The following is a 17,509-nucleotide window of genomic DNA, read 5'->3' on the forward strand; positions in this document are numbered from 1 at the left end:
TTTTTGGAGATGCGTCATGCCCAAGCCCGAACTGACCGAAGCTCAACTGGTCGAACTGTCCGCCGTGCTGCGCGCCATCGCCATTACCCGCAAGGGAGCGGGCGCCGTCCTGCGCAAGCTGGCCGAAACCTACGAGACCAACGCCGCCATCGGCCTGATGCGTTAGGCGCGGAGCCCGGCAATGGTATCGGCTCTGGCTTTTTTCCCGGTCCCTGTCGATGATGTGGGAGGCATGTGCCTTTTCCCGTCGCGCATGATTCACGGAACCGGCCGCTTGTCTCACCAGACCGATATCGCCACGCCCGCCCACGGCGCCGACGGCATGAACGACCTGCTGCTGGCGGTGGCCGAGACCGGTGACCGCGAGGCGTTCGCCGAGCTGTTCCGGCATTATGCGCCCCGGATCAAGGGCTATCTCCTGCGCCTCGGCACCGAGGACATGGTGGCCGAGGAACTGGCCCAGGAGACCATGCTGGCGGTGTGGCGCAAGGCGGCCAGTTTCGACCCGGTGCGCGCCGGGGCCGGAACCTGGATCTTCACCATCGCCCGCAACCTGCGCATCGACCTGCTGCGCAGGGAAAGGCGACCGGAATTCGAGCCCGACGACCCCGAGCTCGTGGTGGATCCGACGCCATCGGCGGAAGCGGCCATGGCGACCGAGCAGGGCGAGCGCCGGATGCGGGCCGCCCTGATCGCCTTGCCCCAAGACCAGGCGGATGTGGTCCGGCTGTCCTTCTACGAGGACACCCCCCATGCCGAGATCGCCGCCCGGCTGAAGCTCCCGCTCGGCACGGTGAAGTCACGGCTCCGGCTGGCCATGAAGCGCATACGCGCCACCTTGGGAGATACGCCGCCATGAGCGCGTCCCATCATCCCCCCGACGAGACCCTGCTTGCCTACGGCGCCGGTTCCCTGGACGAGGCGACCGCCCTCCTGGTCGCCAGCCATCTTACCTTGTGCCCGCGCTGCCGTGCCGAAGTGGCGCGGACCGAGGCCATGGGTGGAGCCCTGTTGGAGGACATTCCGCCTGCCGCCCTGGCCGACGGTGCCCTGACCGCCATCCTCGGTCGCCTTGATCCCGCCGTCCCCCGTCCACGCCAGGGCCAACGCCCCGCGCCTGGACGGGGGGGGCTTCCGGCTCCGCTGCTCCACTACACGGCGGCGGGGCTCGACGCGCTGCCATGGAAGCGGTTGGGGCGCGGAATCGAGCAGACGCTGCTGGTCGAATCCCGAGGCGCGAGGGCGCGGTTGATGCGCATCGGTGCGGGAATCGTCATCCCCGAGCATGGGCACGGCGGTCGGGAGCTGACCCTGGTCCTGCAAGGGGGCTTCACCGATCGAGGCCACGACATCGGCCGGGGCGACGTCGCCTTCGCCGATGCCGGGACCGTCCACAGCCCGGTGGCGGAAGGGGGCCAGACCTGCCTGTGCCTGGCGGTGACCGATGGGCCGTTGAGGCTGACCGGTCTTGTCGGATTGCTGGTCAACCCCTTTCTCGACTTCTGACCTCCGCGCCCCGCGGCCCGAAGGAAAAGGCCAACTTGCCATGCCCGTTCCCGCCTTCCTGATAGCCCTCTTCGTGCTGTTCGCGGCATCGGTCCCGGCCGGGGCGAGCCAGTCGGCCGCGTTCACGGTTCTGCGCGAAGGCACTCCCATCGGAACCCACCGGGTCGAGGTGGAAAGCGACGGCGCCGAGACGCGGGTTCACGTCACCATCGCCCTGGACGTGGCATTCGGCCCCATTCCCCTCTACCGCTACCGCCACGACAGCCGGGAGGTCTGGCTCGATGGCCGCCTGATCGGGCTGGAATCGCGCACGGACGATGACGGCGAGGCTCTGTCCGTGTCCATCCGCCGCGAAGGGGACATGCTGCGGGTCAAGGGCGCCAAGGGCGAGTTCCTCGTCCCCGGCGACACCATCCCCACCAGCTACTGGACCCCCGCGTTGGCCGAGGAGAGGCCCTTGCTGGATTCCCAGGAAGGTCGCCTGCTTGACGTCCGGCGTGTTGCCGTCGGCCCGGGTCATTGGCGGCTCGAGGGGGAACTGAACCTGGAGATCGCCTATACGCCCCAGGGGCGATGGTCAGGGATGCGGTTCCGCCACAAGGGGGCCGACTTCGTCTACGTTCCGCCGCCCCGGATGACGGGCAACGGACCATGACCGGGACCACCTGGATCACCGGAGCGGGAAGCGGTATCGGGGAGGCGCTCGCCCTCTTGCTCGCCGCGGATGGTCACCGGGTTCTGGCCAGCGGCCGCAGACCCTCGCCCCTCGACGCCCTGGCGGCGCGGCGTCCCGGGATCACCGCGATTCCCCTCGACGTCACGGATCCCCTGGCCGTAGGCCGGGCGGTGGCGGCCATGCCGCCCATCGACACCGCCATCCTGTGCGCGGGCACCCACGCTCCGACTCCCGCCCGGTTGCTGGACGCCGCCGTGATCCGCGATCTGGTCGAGACCAACCTGATGGGAGTGGTGCACTGCGTGGCTGCGCTGTTGCCGGGCATGCTGGAGCGCCATGCCGGCCATCTGGTGATCGTTTCCTCGGTGGCGGGGTATCGCGGCCTGCCCACGGCGGCGGGCTATTGTGCCAGCAAGGCCGGTCTGATCGCCCTGGCGGAATCCCTCAAGCTCGACCTTGACGGCACTGGCGTCGCCGTCAGCCTGGTCAATCCCGGCTTCGTGGATACGCCCCTGACCCGCGGGAATCCATTTCCCATGCCGGACCTGATCACGGCCGAGGCGGCCGCCCGGGCCATCCGGCGCGGGCTTGCGTCCGGCCGGTTCGAAACCGCCTTTCCCCGGCGTTTCGCCCTGGTCATGAAGCTGTTGCGCCTGTTGCCGGACCGGCTCTACTTCCCCCTGATGCACAAGGCGACCGGATTATGACGGGCCTGGAGAAATGGGGGCGGTTCTGGGAGACGCTTTCCCCCGACGGCATCGGGGCGGCGCGCACTCTGTGCGATCCCGCCCTCCGCTTCATCGATCCGTTCAACGACCTTTGCGGCATCGGGCGGTTCGAGGCTTTGCTGACCCATATGTTCCGCCATGTCGGCCAGCCCCTCTTCCGGGTCGAGGATCTGGCCGAGGGCCGGGACGCGGGGTATCTGCGCTGGACGTTCTCGGCCACCATCGCCGGTCGGCCGCTGCAGGTCGAGGGCATGAGCGAGATACGCTTCTCCCCGGACGGCAAGGTGGTTCTGCATCGGGACCACTGGGACGCCTCCACCCAGGTCTATGGCCGCGTGCCCGTGCTGGGCGCCGCGATCCGCCTGGTCAGGACGCGTCTTTCCCTTCCGGCTTGATGAAGAACAGCGTCACCTCGCCGATATCGAACCCCCACTTGGTGACGCGGGCGCGGTTGATCATGGCGCCGCCCGGCTGCAGGAACATCCAGTCGTCGAAGGCGACACGCAGCGTCCCGTCGCCAACCTTGAGATCCATGACATAGGCCCAGTTCAGCGCATTTCCGGCACTCTCGCCACGGGCCTCGCCGACCACGTCCGCCGCCTCTCCCGCATAGCGGCCGTCGGGCAGCTTGCGGATGGTCCAGATTCGCCGGTCGGTTTCCCCATCGCTGTAGACGAAGCGTTCGTCCAGGACCAGCCGTTCGCCGTTCCACTCGCCGCTGATGTCGACGGTGAACTGGCGCCGGACGGTGCCGAAGCGGTCCTGGAACAGGCCCCAGGCACGGGTGCGACCGGAAAAATAGTCCTCCAGCACCAGGCGGGGCTGGGCGTCGGCGAAATCGGCGGGTGTCATGCTCGAACATCCCCACAGCAGGAAGAGGCAAGGAAACAGGGACCTGATCATGGAACGCGGTGACATGCTCGAGCCTCCGACAGGGTTTCGATCTGGTGGCGCAGTTGCGCCTGCCGCGTCCGATCGAGGGTGAAGCCGCGCATGGCCGCCACCGCGGCCAGCTTCAGCCCCACCGGCACGCCGGCGTAAAGCAGCCCCAGCGTCAGCAGCGCCCGATCCGAGTTCATCGTTCCCGGGGCGAAGCCGGCCAAATCGAGCACGGGAAAGGCGATGCCCACCGCCAGGGCCAGGGCCAGCTTGCCGGTCAGACTCCACAGCGCCACGTAGAGGCCGGCCCGACCGCCTCCGCCCATGGCGGCGTGTTCGTCAATCACGTCGGCCAGGATGGCGGCCGGAAGCGCGAGGTCGGCGGCGAGGCCCAGGCCGGTCAGAACGCAGATGGCGGCGAAAAGCGGCCAGTGTCCCGGCTCGAGCAGCGCCGCTGGAACGAAGGCCAGAGCGGTCAAGGCCAGGGACAGCCTCCAGGCCGGATGCTTTCCCATGCGGGCGGCGACGCGCGCCCACAGCGGAACCCCGGCGATGGCGGCGACGAAATAGAGCAGCAACAGAGGCCCGGCCAGGTCGGGGCGTCCGAGGCCGTCGCCCACATACATCAGGAACAGGGTCGCGGGCAGGGCGTTGGCCATGGCGTTGAGTGCCTGGGCCACGATCAGGTGGCGGAAAGGGCGGTTGCGCAGCAGCGGCGACAGCGAGGCGGCCGGGCTTCGTCCGCGCACCGGAGGCGCAGGAACCTCGGGCACCAGGGCGACGACGGCAAGAGCCGCCAGTATGAGGATACCCGCCGCCGGAACGAAGAATGCGGCCAGGGTATCGGCTCGGGGCATCTCCAGCATCGCGGGCCCCGCCACCGCCAGCAATACGCCGACCAGGGCGAATCCCTCCCGCCAGGCGGCGATGCGCGTGCGCTCTCCGTAATCGGCCGACAGTTCCGCTCCCCAGGCCTGATAGGGAACCAGGGCCATGGTCAGCCCCAGATGGAAGATGCCCGACCAGGCGAGCAGATAGCCGGTCCCCACCCCCTCGGAGGGCAGGAACAGGCGCCAGCCCGCCAGCACCAGCAGCGGCAGCCCGGCCAGCAGCCAGCCGCGGCGCCGTCCGCCCCGGCCGCCGTCGCAGGCCAGCCCGATGACCGGGTCCGCCGCCACGTCGATCATGCGTGCAACCAGCAGGGCTCCTCCCACCGCGCCCAGGCCCAGGCCCAAATCCTCGGCGTAGAAGGTGGGGAGGTGGACATGAACCGGTATGCCCAGCGCCGCCAGGGGCAATGCCGGCAATCCGTAGGCGGCGAGGCGGGCGGGGCTCAGCCTCATGACGGGCGGCTCAGGACCAGGTGGCGGACATCGACGGCGCCGGTGCGGAATCCGGCGCGGCAATAGGCCATGTAGAATTCCCACAGCCGCTTGAAACGAGTGTCGAAGCCCAACCCCGCGATGGATGGCCAGGCCTTCTGGAAATCGTGTTCCCAGAGTTCCAGCGTCCGTTCGTAATCCGCGCCGAAGCAGCGGGAGGTGGCGAGCCCAAGTCCAGCCTTGTCCGCGCTGGCCTGAATCGCCCGGGGCGAGGGCAGCATGCCGCCAGGAAAGACGTGGCGCTGGATGAAGTCGCAGCCGCGCCGATAGGAGTCGAAGCGGTCGTCGGCGATGGTGATGGCCTGAAGGCCCGCCTTGCCGCCCGGCGCCAGCCGGTCATGGATGGCGCCGAAATAGGTCGGCCACCACCGCTCCCCCACCGCCTCGATCATTTCGACCGAGACGATGCGGTCGAACCGGCCGTCCACGTCGCGGTAATCCTGAAGCCGGATGTCGGCCCGCCCGGCGCAGCCGGCTTCGGCCAGCCGCCGCGTCGCCCAGGCATGCTGCTCCCGCGACAGGGTCAGTCCCACCACGCTTACTCCGTAGTCGCGGATCATCAACTCGGCGAAGCCGCCCCATCCGCAGCCGATCTCCAGCACCTTCATTCCCGGCGCGAGGCCGATATCCTCGGCCAGCGCCCGGTACTTCCGTTCCTGGGCCGAGGCCAGGCTTTCGGCGCGGTCCGAGAACAGGGCGGCGGAATAGGTCATCCCCGCATCCAGCCACTGGGAATAGAACGCGTTGCCGAGATCATAGTGGGCTTCGATGTTGCGTCTGCTGCCGGTGCGGGAATTGTCGTGGAACCGGTGCCAAAGGGTCAGGGCCAGCCGAAGCAGCGGGTGGCCGTCGAAGGCATTGCCCATGGCCTGGTCGTTGATGTCGCCCAGTTCGAGCACCGCCGTCAGGTCCGGGCTGTCCCAGTCGCCGTCCATGTAGGCCTCGCCCAGACCGACCGCACCTCCGGTCAGCAGCCGCCGCAGGGTTCTGAGACGATTGATACGCATGACCGCCCTGGGGCCGGGCGCATCGCCCGAAAACACTCGGACGGCGCCGCCCGGCAGGATCACGGTCAATTCCCCCGCGGGCAGGCGATGGCCGAAGATGGAGATCAGCAGGTCCTCGGGACGGCGGAAGGCGCAAGCCAGGGTCGGCAACAGTCGCGACTGAACGGTCATGGAACACCCCCATTGTCGATCAGGGAAACCAGGGCGGGTGGAGGGGCCGGCTTTCGGTGGAAAACTCCGCCCTTCAGCCAGATGCGCAACGCCTCCCAATGGATGCCGCCCACGATCTTGAGCGGCAGCAGCGGATAGGCGAGCGCCGCTTGCGCCAGCGCTCCATCGGTCAACTCGACCCGACGCGCCACATGGCTGGCGACCAGGATGGGCTGGCCGGTCTGGCGGTCGCATTCACGGATGGAGAGGGCGAAGCTCTCGCCCGGCGCCCGGACCGCGAAGGCATACTCACCCTCCAGGCCGATGAAGGGCGAAACGTGAAAACATTTGCCGGCGGCGTGGCGCAGGGTGCGGCGTTGATCGCCGTCGGTGCGAACCAGATAGCCATGCCGTTCGCCGAAGGTGTTGTGGACCTCGTAGAGAATCGCCGCCAGACCGCCATCGGCGGCGTGACAGAACCAGGTGGTCAACGGGGTGAAGCCCATTCCCAGCACGCGGGGAAACAGGTGGACGCGGATGGAACCGCCCGGCAGGGCCATGCCGTGGCGTCGCAACTGGTCGCCGATCCAGGCGCGCGGGTCGCCTCCCTCGCCGAGGTCGCGGTCATGGATGGAAAAAAGGTTGGCCCGATTGTGGGAGAGCAGGGCCAGGCGAAGCTGGTCCAATTCGTCCAGGTCGACCAGCAGCGACGCCACCTGGTAGATGAAGCGATGTCCCACCGGGGCCAGGCGATGATGCATCACCTGACCCCGATAGAGGCACGAGACCCTGGCGGCACTCATTCCGCGGCCCTTGCCATGCTGTCCCGCCAGGGGGCTGGGCATTCCAGCGCCTCGGCCACGCGCAGGCCGGACGCGAAGGCGTCCTCGTGAAAGCCGTAGCCGAAATACGAGCCGCAGAACCAGACGCGGTTGACCCCCTGAATCTCGTTCAGTCGGTGCTGTGCCGCCATCGCCGGGCCGTCGAACATGGGGTGGTGATAGATGAAGCTGGCGAGGACGGTGTCCTCGCGGGGGAGGGCGATGGGGTTGAGGGTGACGAACAGCGGCACTTCGGCATCGAGCGATTGCAGGCGGTTCATCCAGTAGCTGACGCAGAGTCGGCGGTCACCGTCCGGGCCGGTGCGGCCCAGATAGTTCCAGGAGGCCCACAGCCGCCGACGTTTCGGCATCAACGCCGCATCCCCGTGCAGAACCGCCAGGTTCTTCTGGTAGCCGAAGGCCCCCAGCAGCTGGCGCTCCGCTCTCGACGGCTCGGCCAGCATGGCCAGGGCCTCGTCGGCATGGCTGCCGATGACGACCTGGTCGAACATCTCGCCCTTGCCGTCGGGACCGACGACCTCGACTCCGGTCTCCAGGCGCCGGATGGAGGAAACGGGAGAATTCAGCAGAACACGGCAGGGCGTGTCGGCCATCAGACGGCGGACGTATTCCCGACTGCCGCCGACCACGGTTCGCCATTGCGGCCTGTCCGCCAGTTGCAGCAATCCGTGATTGGAGCAGAACCGCACGAAACTGATGACGGGGAAATCCATCATGGTCGCGGCCGGCGCGGACCAAATGGCGGCCGCCATGGGCAGCAGATGGTCATTGACGAAGGCCGTGCCGTAGCCGTTGGCCCGGAGATACTCGCCCAGGCTGGGGCCGGGCTCGGGCTGCGCCAGCACCTTGGGCGCGTTGCGATAGAACCGGAGAATGTCGGCGACCATGCCGAAGAAGCGGGGCCGGGCCAGATTGGCGGGCTGTCCGAACAGGCCAGACAGGCTTTCGCCCGAATACTCCATGGCGCCGTCGTCCAGCGATACTCCGAACGACATGTCGGTTCCCCGGGTGGGCACGCCGAGACGGTCGAACATGCGGATCAGGTTGGGATAGGTGCGCTCGTTGTAGACGATGAACCCGGTATCCACCGCGACCGGCTCGCCGTTCCGCCCTTCCACCTCGACCGTGTTGGCATGGCCGCCGATATGGGCGTTCTTTTCGAACAGGGTGACATCGAAACGGCGGGACAGCGACCACGCCGCCCCCAGGGCGGCGGCGCCCGAGCCGATGATCGCCAGCCTGGGCGATGCGCTTCGCGTCTGTTGCACGGTCATGGAAGGCCCCCTGCGGTGTGTGTCTTCTTCCTCTTACGTGGCAATCGCCGGGTTGGATCACTACCGTGGAGCGCCGGACGAGTCTTGATGGAACGGCGCGCCCCCACGGCGGATGCGCCAAGGGGGTGGGGCAACAAAAAAGGCGGCTCCCGCGGGAGCCGCCTTTCGATACCGACCGGTCAGATATGGCGGTTTACACCGCCTTGACGCGCACGTAGGAGCCCGGGGCCGCCTCGATGGCCTTGAGCTTGCCGGAGCCGGGCACGCGGGCGGGGACCTGCTTGCCGGCATACTTCTCGACCCACTTCTGCCAGTCGGTCCACCACGAACCGTCCACCTGGGTGGCTCCGGCCAGCCAGACCTCGGGGTTCTTGGGCTTCTTGGCGTTGGTCCAGTAGCAGTACTTGTTGGCGGCGGGCGGATTGACCACGCCGGCGATGTGGCCCGAGGCCGACAGCACGAACTTGATCGGTCCGGAAACGTGCTGGGTAAGGGCGTAGGTGCTCTGCCACGGCGCGATGTGGTCCTCGCGGGTGGACAGCATGTAGATGGGGGTCTTGATGTTGCGAAGGTCGATCTTGACCCCGTTCAGCTCGATGCCGCCCGGCTCGACCAGCCTGTTCTCCTGGTACATCTTGCGCAGGTAGAAGCTGTGCATGGCGGCCGGCATGCGGGTGGAGTCCGAGTTCCAGTACAGCAGGTCGAACGGGAACGGATCCTTGCCCAGCAGGTAGTTGTTGACCACGAACGACCAGATCAGGTCGTTGGCGCGCATCATGTTGAAGGTGGTGGCCATGTCGCGGCCGTCCAGGTAGCCCGCCTGGTTCATGCGGGTTTCCAGGGCCGAGAGCTGCTCCTCGTCGATGAACACCCCCAACTCGCCCGGCTCCTTGAAGTCGGTCATGGTGGTGAAGAAGGTGGCCGAGGCGATGCGGTCCTCGCCCTTGGCGGCGAGATAGGCCAGGGTGCAGGCCAGCAGCGTGCCGCCCAGGCAATAGCCGGCGGCGTTGACCTGCTTCGAGCCGGTGATCTTCTCGATGGCGTCGATGGCGGCCAGCGGGCCTTCCAGCATGTAGTCGCCGAAGCCCTTGTGGGCCAGCTTCTCGTCCGGATTGACCCAGGAGATGACGAACACGGTGTGGCCCTGGTCCACCGCCCACTTGATCAGCGAGTTCTTCGGGCGCAGGTCCAGGATGTAGAACTTGTTGATCCACGGCGGCAGGATCAGCAGCGGCTTCTCGAACGCCTGTTCCGTGCTGGGGTCGTACTGGATCAGCTGCATCAGGTCGGTCTGGAAGACCACCTTGCCCGGGGTGACGGCGATGTTGTCGCCCACCTTGAAGGCGTCGTAATCGGTCATCTTGATGGCCAGGTTGCCCTTGCCGCGCTCCAGATCGTCCAGCAGGTTGTTCAGGCCCTTCAGCAGGTTCTCGCCCCGGCTTTCCACGGTGGCGCGCAGCACCTCCGGGTTGGTCAGCACGAAATTGCTGGGCGCCATGGCGTCCACGAATTGGCGGGTATAGAAATCCACCTTCTTGGCGGTGTGGTCGTCCAGGCCCTCGACGTTCTTCACCATGCCCTGCATCCAGCGGGCCGACAGCAGGTAGGACTGCTTGATGAAGTCGAAGATTTCATTCTCCTGCCACATCTCGTCCTTGAAGCGGCGGTCCCCCGAATCGGGCGCCACCACCGGCTGGGTTTCCTCGCCCAGCATGCGGCGCGCCGTGTTCTGCCACAGCGACATGTAGTCCTGCCACAGGTTGAGATTGGCCTCGACCAGCTTGGCCGGATCGCTCATCAGCTTGGCGGTCATTTCCATGAAGGCGTTGCCGATGTTCAGCGGATCGGCCGTCGCCGCCGTGGGATCCGCCGCCTGACGGGTGAGGAAGTCGGCCACGATGCGCTGCGACCGTTCGGCGATGTTGGTCATCGCCTTGGAGAGTTCCGCCGGATCGATCATCTTGGAATCGGCGCCCGTCTGCTCAGCCATCAGCTACCCCTTTTTACGGTGCATCCAGAGTGCAACCATACACGGCGACCGACCCCTTGTCCCGTCGCCCGGCGGTCCGGTGGGTGCACCGCCCATCCTTTCCGACCGTTCCATAGACCTATATACTTTCGAACCATGGCCTGATAAACGTGAACTTGCCGTAAAAATCGGTCCAGACAAAATAGTTTCTCGATACCGGGGGCACTGATTCGTCCATGTTCGATTGCATCGAGGCTTGGCGCCGTCGTCATGAGCGCCGCACCTTGGCCGTTGGCCGAAGCGTCGCCATCGCCGCTCTGATCGCCGGCTGCTCGTACGTTCCCGACGCCCTTAATCCCGTCGAGTGGTACAAGGGCGTCGCCGGCGTGTTCGAAGGCGATGATGCCCCCGTGGTGGCCGCGCCCCGCCGCCCCGAAGGCTCGTTCCCCAACGTCAACGAGGCCGGGACCAAGTCCTCGTCGTCGGGCAAGGGCCTTGCCGGCGACAAGGGCAACGCCAAATACGCCGAATCGGTGCGGCGCGAGCCCGCGCCCACCAAGCAGCTGGCCAAGAAGACCCCGCCCGCCCAGACCCAGGTGGCCGAGGCCCCCGCTCCGGCGCCCCAGGCCTCCGCTCCCGGCCAGGACGCGTCGGGCAAGGGGTCCTACCAGCCGTCGCTGGACCGGCGCATGCAGGCCGCCCGCGACGAAGGCCCCAGCGCCCCGCCCCGCACCGCCCCCGCCGGCCCGCCGGCCCGCGCCGAGATTCCCGATGCCGTTCCCACCCGCCGCGGCCTGCTGGCCGAGCATTTCCAGAAGCGTCTGGCCGAATCCGCCGTGGCCACCAACAAGGGCGACCCCTTCACCGGCATTCCGGCCGCCCGCACCCAGGCGTCGTACAACCAGCCGGTCCATACCTACGCCGTTCCGGCCCAGCCGCCGGTGGGCATGACCCGTTCGCCGTCCTTCGCCGCCGATTCGGGCGAGCGGGCCGTCAACCTGACGCCCCCCAAGGGCCTGCGCGGCGCCAAGGGCATGGTGGCCCCCAAGGGGCCCGCCGCCCAGTTCGAGGTGGCTTCGCTGCAGTTCGGCCCCAGCGGCTCTCTCACCGCCGCCGACGGTGCCCAGCTGCGCGAGGTGGCGGCGCTCCAGAAGCAGACCGGGGGCGTGGTCCGCATCGTCGGCTACTCCTCGCCGGGCGGCGTGTCCTTCGTCGGCCAGGACGACGCCTCCGTGGCGCTGGGCCGCGCCAAGGCGGTGGCCAAGTCGCTGACCGGCCTGGGCGTGCCCGCCCGCAAGATCATGGTGGCCGCCGATCCCATGGCCCCCTCGGCCTTCGACGACAGCGGCGCCAAGGTTTCCATCGAATACTGATGGCCCGGCTGAATTGAACGGATTCCGGGCTTACATGCCTGGGTCCGTTCAAATAGCCATCGATTCTTAACCGCTGCCGCATTAGGGTCCCTTTCGAGGGGGGCCTCGCAGCAGATTAGGTTCGGCCCATGAGCAGCCAGCACGACTTCCATCGGATCAAGCGCCTTCCGCCCTATGTGTTCGCCGAGGTGAACGCCATGAAGGCCCGCGCCCGGGCCGCCGGCGAGGACATCATCGATTTCGGCATGGGCAACCCCGACCAGCCGACGCCCGCCCACATCGTCGACAAGCTGGTGGAGGCCGCCCGCAATCCCCGCGCCCACCGCTATTCCATGAGCCGAGGCATTCCGGGCCTCCGGAAGGCGCTGTCGGCCTATTACCAGCGCCGCTTCGCCGTGGACATCGACCCCGAGGCCGAGTGCATCGTGACGCTGGGCTCCAAGGAGGGGCTGGCCAACCTGGCCAATGCCATCACCAGCCCCGGCGACATCGTGCTGGTGCCCAATCCCAGCTATCCCATCCATCCCTACGGCTTCATCATCGCCGGCGGCTCCTGCCGCTTCGTGCCGGTGGCGCCCGACGCCGAGTTCCTGAAGGCGCTGGACCGCGCCGTGCGCCATTCGGTGCCCAAGCCCATCGCCCTGGTGCTGAACTATCCCTCGAACCCCACCGCGCTCTTGGCCGATCTCGACTTCTACGGACAGGTGGTGGAGTTCTGCCGCCATCACGGCATCTGGATCCTGTCGGACCTGGCCTATTCCGAGATCTATTTCGACGTGGCCCCGCCGCCCTCCATCCTGCAGATTCCCGGCGCCAAGGAGATCGCGGTCGAGTTCACCTCCATGAGCAAGACCTACAACATGCCGGGCTGGCGCATCGGCTTCGCCGCCGGCAACAAGACGCTGATCGCCGCCCTGGGGCGCATCAAGAGCTACCTCGATTATGGCGCCTTCACCCCCATCCAGGTGGCGGCCACCGCCGCGCTGAACGGTCCCCAGGACTGCGTCGACGATATCCGCGCCCTCTACAAGGGCCGCCGCGACGCCCTGATCGAGGGGCTCGCCGCCGCCGGCTGGGACATTCCCAGCCCACCCGCCACCATGTTCGCCTGGGCGCCCATCCCCAAGCCCTTCGCCCATCTGGGATCGCTGGAATTCTCCAAGCTCCTGATGCGCGAAGCCCAGGTGGCGGTGGCGCCCGGCATCGGCTTCGGCGAATACGGCGATTCCCACGTCCGCATCGGACTGGTGGAAAACGTCCAGCGCACCCGCCAGGCGGTGCGCAACATCAAGACCTTCCTCGGCAACACCGGACAGGTGCTGGAGGAATCCGAAAAACAGCGTGCAGCAGGAACGGAACAATGAGCAAATCCACCCCCCTCAAGATCGCCATCGCCGGATTGGGCACCGTCGGCGGCGGCACCGTGCAGCTGCTGCACGACCAGGCCGAAGTGCTGGCCGCCCGCGCCGGGCGCCCGCTGGCCCTGGTGGGCGCCGCCGCCCTGGAGAAGCCCGCCGGGCTGCCCCTGGACGGCGTGCCGTTCTTCACCGACGCCCGCCAGATGGCCAAGGATTGCGATTACGACGTGCTGGTGGAACTGATCGGCGGCGCCAAGGGCATCGCGCTCGAGGTGGTCAAGACGGCGCTGGAGCGGGGCCTCAGCGTGGTCACCGCCAACAAGGCCATGATCGCCCACAACGGAATCGAACTGGCCCGCCTGGCCGAGGCCAAGGGCGGCAATATCGGCTTCGAGGCCAGCGTCGGCGGCGGCATTCCGGTCATCAAGAGCTTGCGCGAGGGACTGGCCGGCAATCGTGTCACCAAGGTGATGGGCATCCTCAACGGCACCTGCAACTACATCCTCACCACCATGCGCGATTCGGGGCGCGACTTCGCCGATGTGCTGGCCGAGGCCCAGGCGCTGGGCTATGCCGAGGCCGACCCCAGCTTCGACATCGACGGCACCGACACCGCCCACAAGCTGGCGATCCTGGCCAGCCTCGCCTTCGCCATGCCGGTGAACATCGACGCCGTGTCGTGCGAGGGCATCCGCAACGTCAGCGCGCTGGACATCCGCTACGCCGACGAACTGGGCTACCGCATCAAGCTGCTGGGTGTCGCCTCGCTCTCGGACCAGGGCGTCGAGACCCGCGTCTATCCCGCCATGGTGCCGCTCGCCTTCCCGCTGGCCCATGTGAGCGGCCCCTTCAACGCCATCGTCACCGAGGGCGATTTCGTCGGCCGCACCGTGCTGGAAGGACGCGGCGCCGGAGCGCGCCCCACCGCGTCGGCCGTGGTCGCCGACCTGATGGACCTGGCCTGCGGTCGCGTCATGCCCGCCTTCGGCCTTGCGGTCGATGCCCTGAAGCCGCTGCCCGCCGCCCCCGCCGGAGCGCATCGCAGCGCCTATTACATCCGCCTGATGGTCAGGGACGAGCCCGGCGTGTTCGCCGACGTGGCCACCGCGCTGAAGGCGGAGAAGGTTTCCATGGAACAGATCATCCAGCGCGGCCGCGCACCCTCCGAGGTGGTTCCCGTGGTGATGACCGTGCACGAGACCGACGAGGATTCCATGCTGCGCGCCGTCGGGCGCATCCGGGCGCTGGCCTCGGTCACCGACCTGCAACTGATCCGCATCGAGTCCCTCTAGAAGGCGTCGGGCCATGTCCATTTATTCCGCCACCCTGCCCGTTCTCGACCGTAATCTGGCCCTGGAGGTGGTCCGCGTCACCGAGGCCAGCGCGCTGGCCGCCGCCCGCCAGACCGGGCGCGGCGACGAGCGCGCCGCCGACCAGGCGGCCTGCTCGGCCATGCAGCATGCCCTGAACGGCCTGGCCATGGAGGGCGTCATCGTCAACGGCGAGGGCGAGGACCCCAACCAGCCGCTGCACACCGGCGAGAAGGTGGGCAACGGCAAGGGGCCCAAGGTCGACATCGTGCTGACCGCGCTGGAGGGCCGCTCCATCTGCGCGCGCGGCGCCCACAACGCGCTGTCGGTGGTGGCCATGACCGAGGAGGGCAGCTTCCTCAAGGTGCCGCAGCACTCCTACATGGAGAAGATCGTGGTCGGCGCCGGCCTGCCCGCCGGCCTGCTGGACCTGGATTCCACGCCGGAGGAGAACCTGTCGCGGCTGGCCGAGGCCAAGGGCCTGACCATCTCGGAGCTGACCGTCAGCGTGCTGGACCGCCCCCGCCACGCCGAGCTGATCGAGCGGCTCTACGCCGCCGGCGTGCGGGTGACCCTGTTCGACGACGGCGACGTGTCCGGCGCGCTGGCCGCCGGCCTGCCCGGGTCCGGCGTCGACGTCTACATGGGCTCGGGCGGCGCCGCCCAGGGCGTTCTGGCCGCCGCCGGGCTGAAATGCCTGGGCGCCCAGATGCAGACCCGCCTGCTGTGCCGCTCGGAAGCCGACCACGCCGCCGCCCGCCGGGTCGGCATCGCCGACACCAGGCGCAAGTGGAACATCGACGACATGGTACGGGGCGAGGTGATGTTCGCCGCCACCGGCATCACCGACGGCCATGTGCTGAAGGGCGCCCGCCTGGCTCCCGGCAACCGGGCGGAAAGCCATTCCCTGGTCATGCGCTCGGCCACCGGCACCATCCGCTACCTGAGCGTCCAGCACGACCTCAGCCGGAGCCACCTGCCGGCATGAGCCACGCTCAGTCCGCCTTCCTGGGGGTGGAGCGCTCGCTGTCCGGGCGGCGCTGGCTGGCGCGGCCGGGCGACGAGCGGCTCGCCCTGGCGCTCTCCCAGCGTCTCGGCCTGCCGGATCTGGTGGGACGCGTCCTGGCGTCACGCGGCGTGGGGCTGGACGAAGCCGAGCGCTTCCTCAATCCGACGCTTCGCGACCTCCTGCCCGATCCCGGCCACCTGAAAGGCATGGAGCCGGCGGTGGAGCGGCTGGTCCGGGCGGTGACCGCCGGCGAGACCATCGGCATCTTCGGCGATTACGACGTGGACGGCGCCACCTCCTCGGCGCTGCTCCGGAATGCGCTGGCCGACATGGGGGGGCGGGCGCGGGTCTACATCCCCGACCGCATCAAGGAGGGCTACGGCCCCAATGCCCCGGCGCTGCTCCGCCTCCGGGAGGAGGGCGTCGGCGTGGTGGTCACCGTGGATTGCGGCACCACCGCCTTCGACGCCCTGGAGGCCGCCACGCGGGCCGGCCTCGACATGATCGTCGTCGACCACCACGTGGGCGAGGCGGCGCTGCCCGCCGCCCTGGCGGTGATCAATCCCAACCGCCTGGACGAGACCAGCCCCCACGGCCACATGGCCGCCGTCGGCGTCGCCTTCCTGCTGGCGGTGGGGCTCAACCGCGGCCTGAAGCTGGCCGGCTGGTACGCCGGGCGTCCCGCCCCCGACCTGATGCGCCATCTCGATCTGGTGGCGCTGGGCACGGTCTGCGACGTGGTGCCCCTGGTGGGGGTCAACCGCGCTTTGGTGGTCCAGGGACTGAAGGTGATGTCCAGGCGGGGCAATGTGGGCCTCGCCGCCCTGGCCGACGTGGCAGGCGTCAAGGAGCGTCCCGATTCCTACACCCTGGGCTACGTCCTGGGGCCGCGCGTCAATGCCGGCGGAAGGGTGGGCGAGGCCGAGCTGGGCACCCGGCTGATGTCCACCGACGACCCGGCCGAGGCCGCCGAGATCGCCCGCCGGCTGGACGGCTACAACAAGGACCGCCAGGAGATCGAGGCCGCCGTGCTGTACGAGGCCATCGAGCAGGTGGAAGGCCGCCCAGACGACGGCCGCCCCCTGCTGGTGGCGGCGGGCGAGAACTGGCACCCCGGCGTCATCGGCATCGTCGCCGGCCGCCTCAAGGAACGCTATGGCCGCGTCGCCTGCGTGGTGGCGCTGGAAGGCGACCAGGGCAAGGGCTCGGGCCGATCGGTGGCGGGCCTCGACCTGGGCTCGGCCATCATCGCGGCGCGCCAGGCGGGGCTCCTGCGGGCCGGCGGCGGCCACGCCATGGCCGCCGGCTTCACCGTGGCCCGCGACAAGCTGGACGCCCTGTCCGATTTCCTGGCGGAACGCCTGCAGGCCCAACTGGAAGGCGATCTGGTGCCGCTGCTGGAACTGGACGGCGCGCTCGACGCCGGCGCGGCGGGCACCGAGCTGGTGGAAACTCTCGCCGGTGTCGGCCCCTTCGGCTCGGGCAATCCGGAACCGCGCTTCGCCATCTCGGGCGCCCGCATCGCCAGGGCCGACGTGGTGGGCTCGGGCCATGTGCGGCTGATGCTGAGCGGCGCCGGCGGCAAGCGCCTGAAAGCCATCGCCTTCCGCGCCGCCGATTCGGAGATGGGCCACGCCCTGTTGTCCTCGGCGGGCGCCGCTTTCCACCTGGCCGGAACACTGCGCGTCGACACCTGGCAGGGCAATTCGTCGGTCCAACTGATCGTCGATGACGCCGCAATCGCACGCTGATGCGAAAAAGACCGAATGCGGCCTTGATTTTCCCCGCCGGGGCGGCTATCAAGTCGCCCTCGCGCCTCGACGTCCCCTTCGTCTAGAGGCCTAGGACACCGCCCTTTCACGGCGGCGACACGGGTTCGAATCCCGTAGGGGACGCCATTCTCTAAAAGAAAACTGGCTCTACAGGACCGACGTGGCTTTGGGTATCCCAAGGTTCTGCGCGGAATCCGCATGTCTGCCTGCTGACACGCCCCTGCCGGAAACTGGCACAACACTCTCTCTGTAGCGGTTTATTCTCCAAACCTGT

At 68.3% G+C, this 17,509-nt stretch carries 17 protein-coding genes and 1 tRNA gene; 12 read left to right on the forward strand and 6 right to left on the reverse strand.

From position 1 onward, the window contains the following. Window positions 1–16: 16 nt before the first annotated feature. The 6 genes from ACV4UZ_RS11700 to ACV4UZ_RS11725 all read left to right on the forward strand — a co-directional run bounded on the left by ACV4UZ_RS11700 (window position 17) and on the right by ACV4UZ_RS11725 (window position 3,305). Window positions 17–166 (forward strand): hypothetical protein, encoded by a 150-nt coding sequence (locus tag ACV4UZ_RS11700; RefSeq protein ID WP_491600997.1) that lies wholly within the window; start codon window positions 17–19, stop codon window positions 164–166. 108 nt (window positions 167–274) lie between these two features. Continuing rightward, window positions 275–859 carry a sigma-70 family RNA polymerase sigma factor gene (locus ACV4UZ_RS11705; RefSeq protein WP_491600998.1) on the forward strand — a complete coding sequence of 195 codons (585 nt, stop codon included), beginning with the start codon at window positions 275–277 and terminating at the stop codon, window positions 857–859. Further along, window positions 856–1,506: a ChrR family anti-sigma-E factor gene (locus ACV4UZ_RS11710; protein WP_491600999.1), complete on the forward strand. Its 651-nt coding sequence runs from the start codon at window positions 856–858 to the stop codon at window positions 1,504–1,506. The genes ACV4UZ_RS11705 and ACV4UZ_RS11710 overlap by 4 nt, the downstream gene beginning before the upstream one ends. 40 nt (window positions 1,507–1,546) lie before the next feature. Continuing rightward, window positions 1,547–2,161, forward strand: a complete 615-nt coding sequence (locus tag ACV4UZ_RS11715; RefSeq protein WP_491601000.1) for a DUF6134 family protein — start codon at window positions 1,547–1,549, stop codon at window positions 2,159–2,161. After that, window positions 2,158–2,889 (forward strand): SDR family NAD(P)-dependent oxidoreductase, encoded by a 732-nt coding sequence (locus ACV4UZ_RS11720; RefSeq protein WP_491601001.1) that lies wholly within the window; start codon window positions 2,158–2,160, stop codon window positions 2,887–2,889. Before ACV4UZ_RS11715 ends, ACV4UZ_RS11720 begins: the two co-directional genes overlap by 4 nt. Then, window positions 2,886–3,305 (forward strand): nuclear transport factor 2 family protein, encoded by a 420-nt coding sequence (locus ACV4UZ_RS11725; protein WP_491601002.1) that lies wholly within the window; start codon window positions 2,886–2,888, stop codon window positions 3,303–3,305. Before ACV4UZ_RS11720 ends, ACV4UZ_RS11725 begins: the two co-directional genes overlap by 4 nt. Here the strand turns inward: ACV4UZ_RS11725 and ACV4UZ_RS11730 are convergent. The 6 genes from ACV4UZ_RS11730 to ACV4UZ_RS11755 all read right to left on the reverse strand — a co-directional run bounded on the left by ACV4UZ_RS11730 (window position 3,277) and on the right by ACV4UZ_RS11755 (window position 10,434). Next, window positions 3,277–3,762 (reverse strand): DUF3833 domain-containing protein, encoded by a 486-nt coding sequence (locus tag ACV4UZ_RS11730; protein WP_491601003.1) that lies wholly within the window; start codon window positions 3,760–3,762, stop codon window positions 3,277–3,279. The two genes, ACV4UZ_RS11725 and ACV4UZ_RS11730, sit on opposite strands and share 29 nt — an antisense overlap. Window positions 3,763–3,809: 47 nt before the next feature. Continuing rightward, window positions 3,810–5,132: an MFS transporter gene (locus tag ACV4UZ_RS11735; protein WP_491601004.1), complete on the reverse strand. Its 1,323-nt coding sequence runs from the start codon at window positions 5,130–5,132 to the stop codon at window positions 3,810–3,812. After that, a complete protein-coding gene (locus ACV4UZ_RS11740) occupies window positions 5,129–6,349 on the reverse strand; it encodes a class I SAM-dependent methyltransferase (RefSeq protein ID WP_491601005.1) in 1,221 nt (406 codons plus the stop codon). The genes ACV4UZ_RS11735 and ACV4UZ_RS11740 overlap by 4 nt, the downstream gene beginning before the upstream one ends. Beyond that, entirely contained in the window at window positions 6,346–7,131 is a 786-nt protein-coding gene (locus tag ACV4UZ_RS11745) for a DUF1365 domain-containing protein (protein WP_491601006.1), read from the reverse strand. The genes ACV4UZ_RS11740 and ACV4UZ_RS11745 overlap by 4 nt, the downstream gene beginning before the upstream one ends. Beyond that, window positions 7,128–8,444 (reverse strand): NAD(P)/FAD-dependent oxidoreductase, encoded by a 1,317-nt coding sequence (locus tag ACV4UZ_RS11750; protein WP_491601007.1) that lies wholly within the window; start codon window positions 8,442–8,444, stop codon window positions 7,128–7,130. The genes ACV4UZ_RS11745 and ACV4UZ_RS11750 overlap by 4 nt, the downstream gene beginning before the upstream one ends. A gap of 193 nt (window positions 8,445–8,637) precedes the next feature. Next, entirely contained in the window at window positions 8,638–10,434 is a 1,797-nt protein-coding gene (locus ACV4UZ_RS11755; RefSeq protein ID WP_491601008.1) for a PHA/PHB synthase family protein, read from the reverse strand. Between the two features lie 215 nt (window positions 10,435–10,649). Between ACV4UZ_RS11755 and ACV4UZ_RS11760 the strand changes: the two genes are divergently transcribed. The 6 genes from ACV4UZ_RS11760 to ACV4UZ_RS11785 all read left to right on the forward strand — a co-directional run bounded on the left by ACV4UZ_RS11760 (window position 10,650) and on the right by ACV4UZ_RS11785 (window position 17,361). Then, on the forward strand, window positions 10,650–11,786 hold the full coding sequence (locus ACV4UZ_RS11760; RefSeq protein WP_491601009.1) for an OmpA family protein: 1,137 nt from the start codon (window positions 10,650–10,652) through the stop codon (window positions 11,784–11,786). Between the two features lie 128 nt (window positions 11,787–11,914). Next, window positions 11,915–13,150, forward strand: a complete 1,236-nt coding sequence (locus ACV4UZ_RS11765) for an LL-diaminopimelate aminotransferase (RefSeq protein WP_491601010.1) — start codon at window positions 11,915–11,917, stop codon at window positions 13,148–13,150. Further along, window positions 13,147–14,436, forward strand: a complete 1,290-nt coding sequence (locus tag ACV4UZ_RS11770; RefSeq protein ID WP_491601011.1) for a homoserine dehydrogenase — start codon at window positions 13,147–13,149, stop codon at window positions 14,434–14,436. Before ACV4UZ_RS11765 ends, ACV4UZ_RS11770 begins: the two co-directional genes overlap by 4 nt. Before the next feature lie 13 nt (window positions 14,437–14,449). Beyond that, window positions 14,450–15,442 carry a class II fructose-bisphosphatase gene (gene glpX, locus ACV4UZ_RS11775; protein WP_491601012.1) on the forward strand — a complete coding sequence of 331 codons (993 nt, stop codon included), beginning with the start codon at window positions 14,450–14,452 and terminating at the stop codon, window positions 15,440–15,442. After that, window positions 15,439–17,214 (forward strand): single-stranded-DNA-specific exonuclease RecJ, encoded by a 1,776-nt coding sequence (recJ, locus tag ACV4UZ_RS11780; RefSeq protein WP_491601013.1) that lies wholly within the window; start codon window positions 15,439–15,441, stop codon window positions 17,212–17,214. Before glpX ends, recJ begins: the two co-directional genes overlap by 4 nt. Window positions 17,215–17,285: 71 nt before the next feature. Continuing rightward, window positions 17,286–17,361 (forward strand) — tRNA-Glu (locus ACV4UZ_RS11785). Window positions 17,362–17,509: the final 148 nt, after the last annotated feature.

Source organism: Paramagnetospirillum sp., assembly GCF_058402745.1.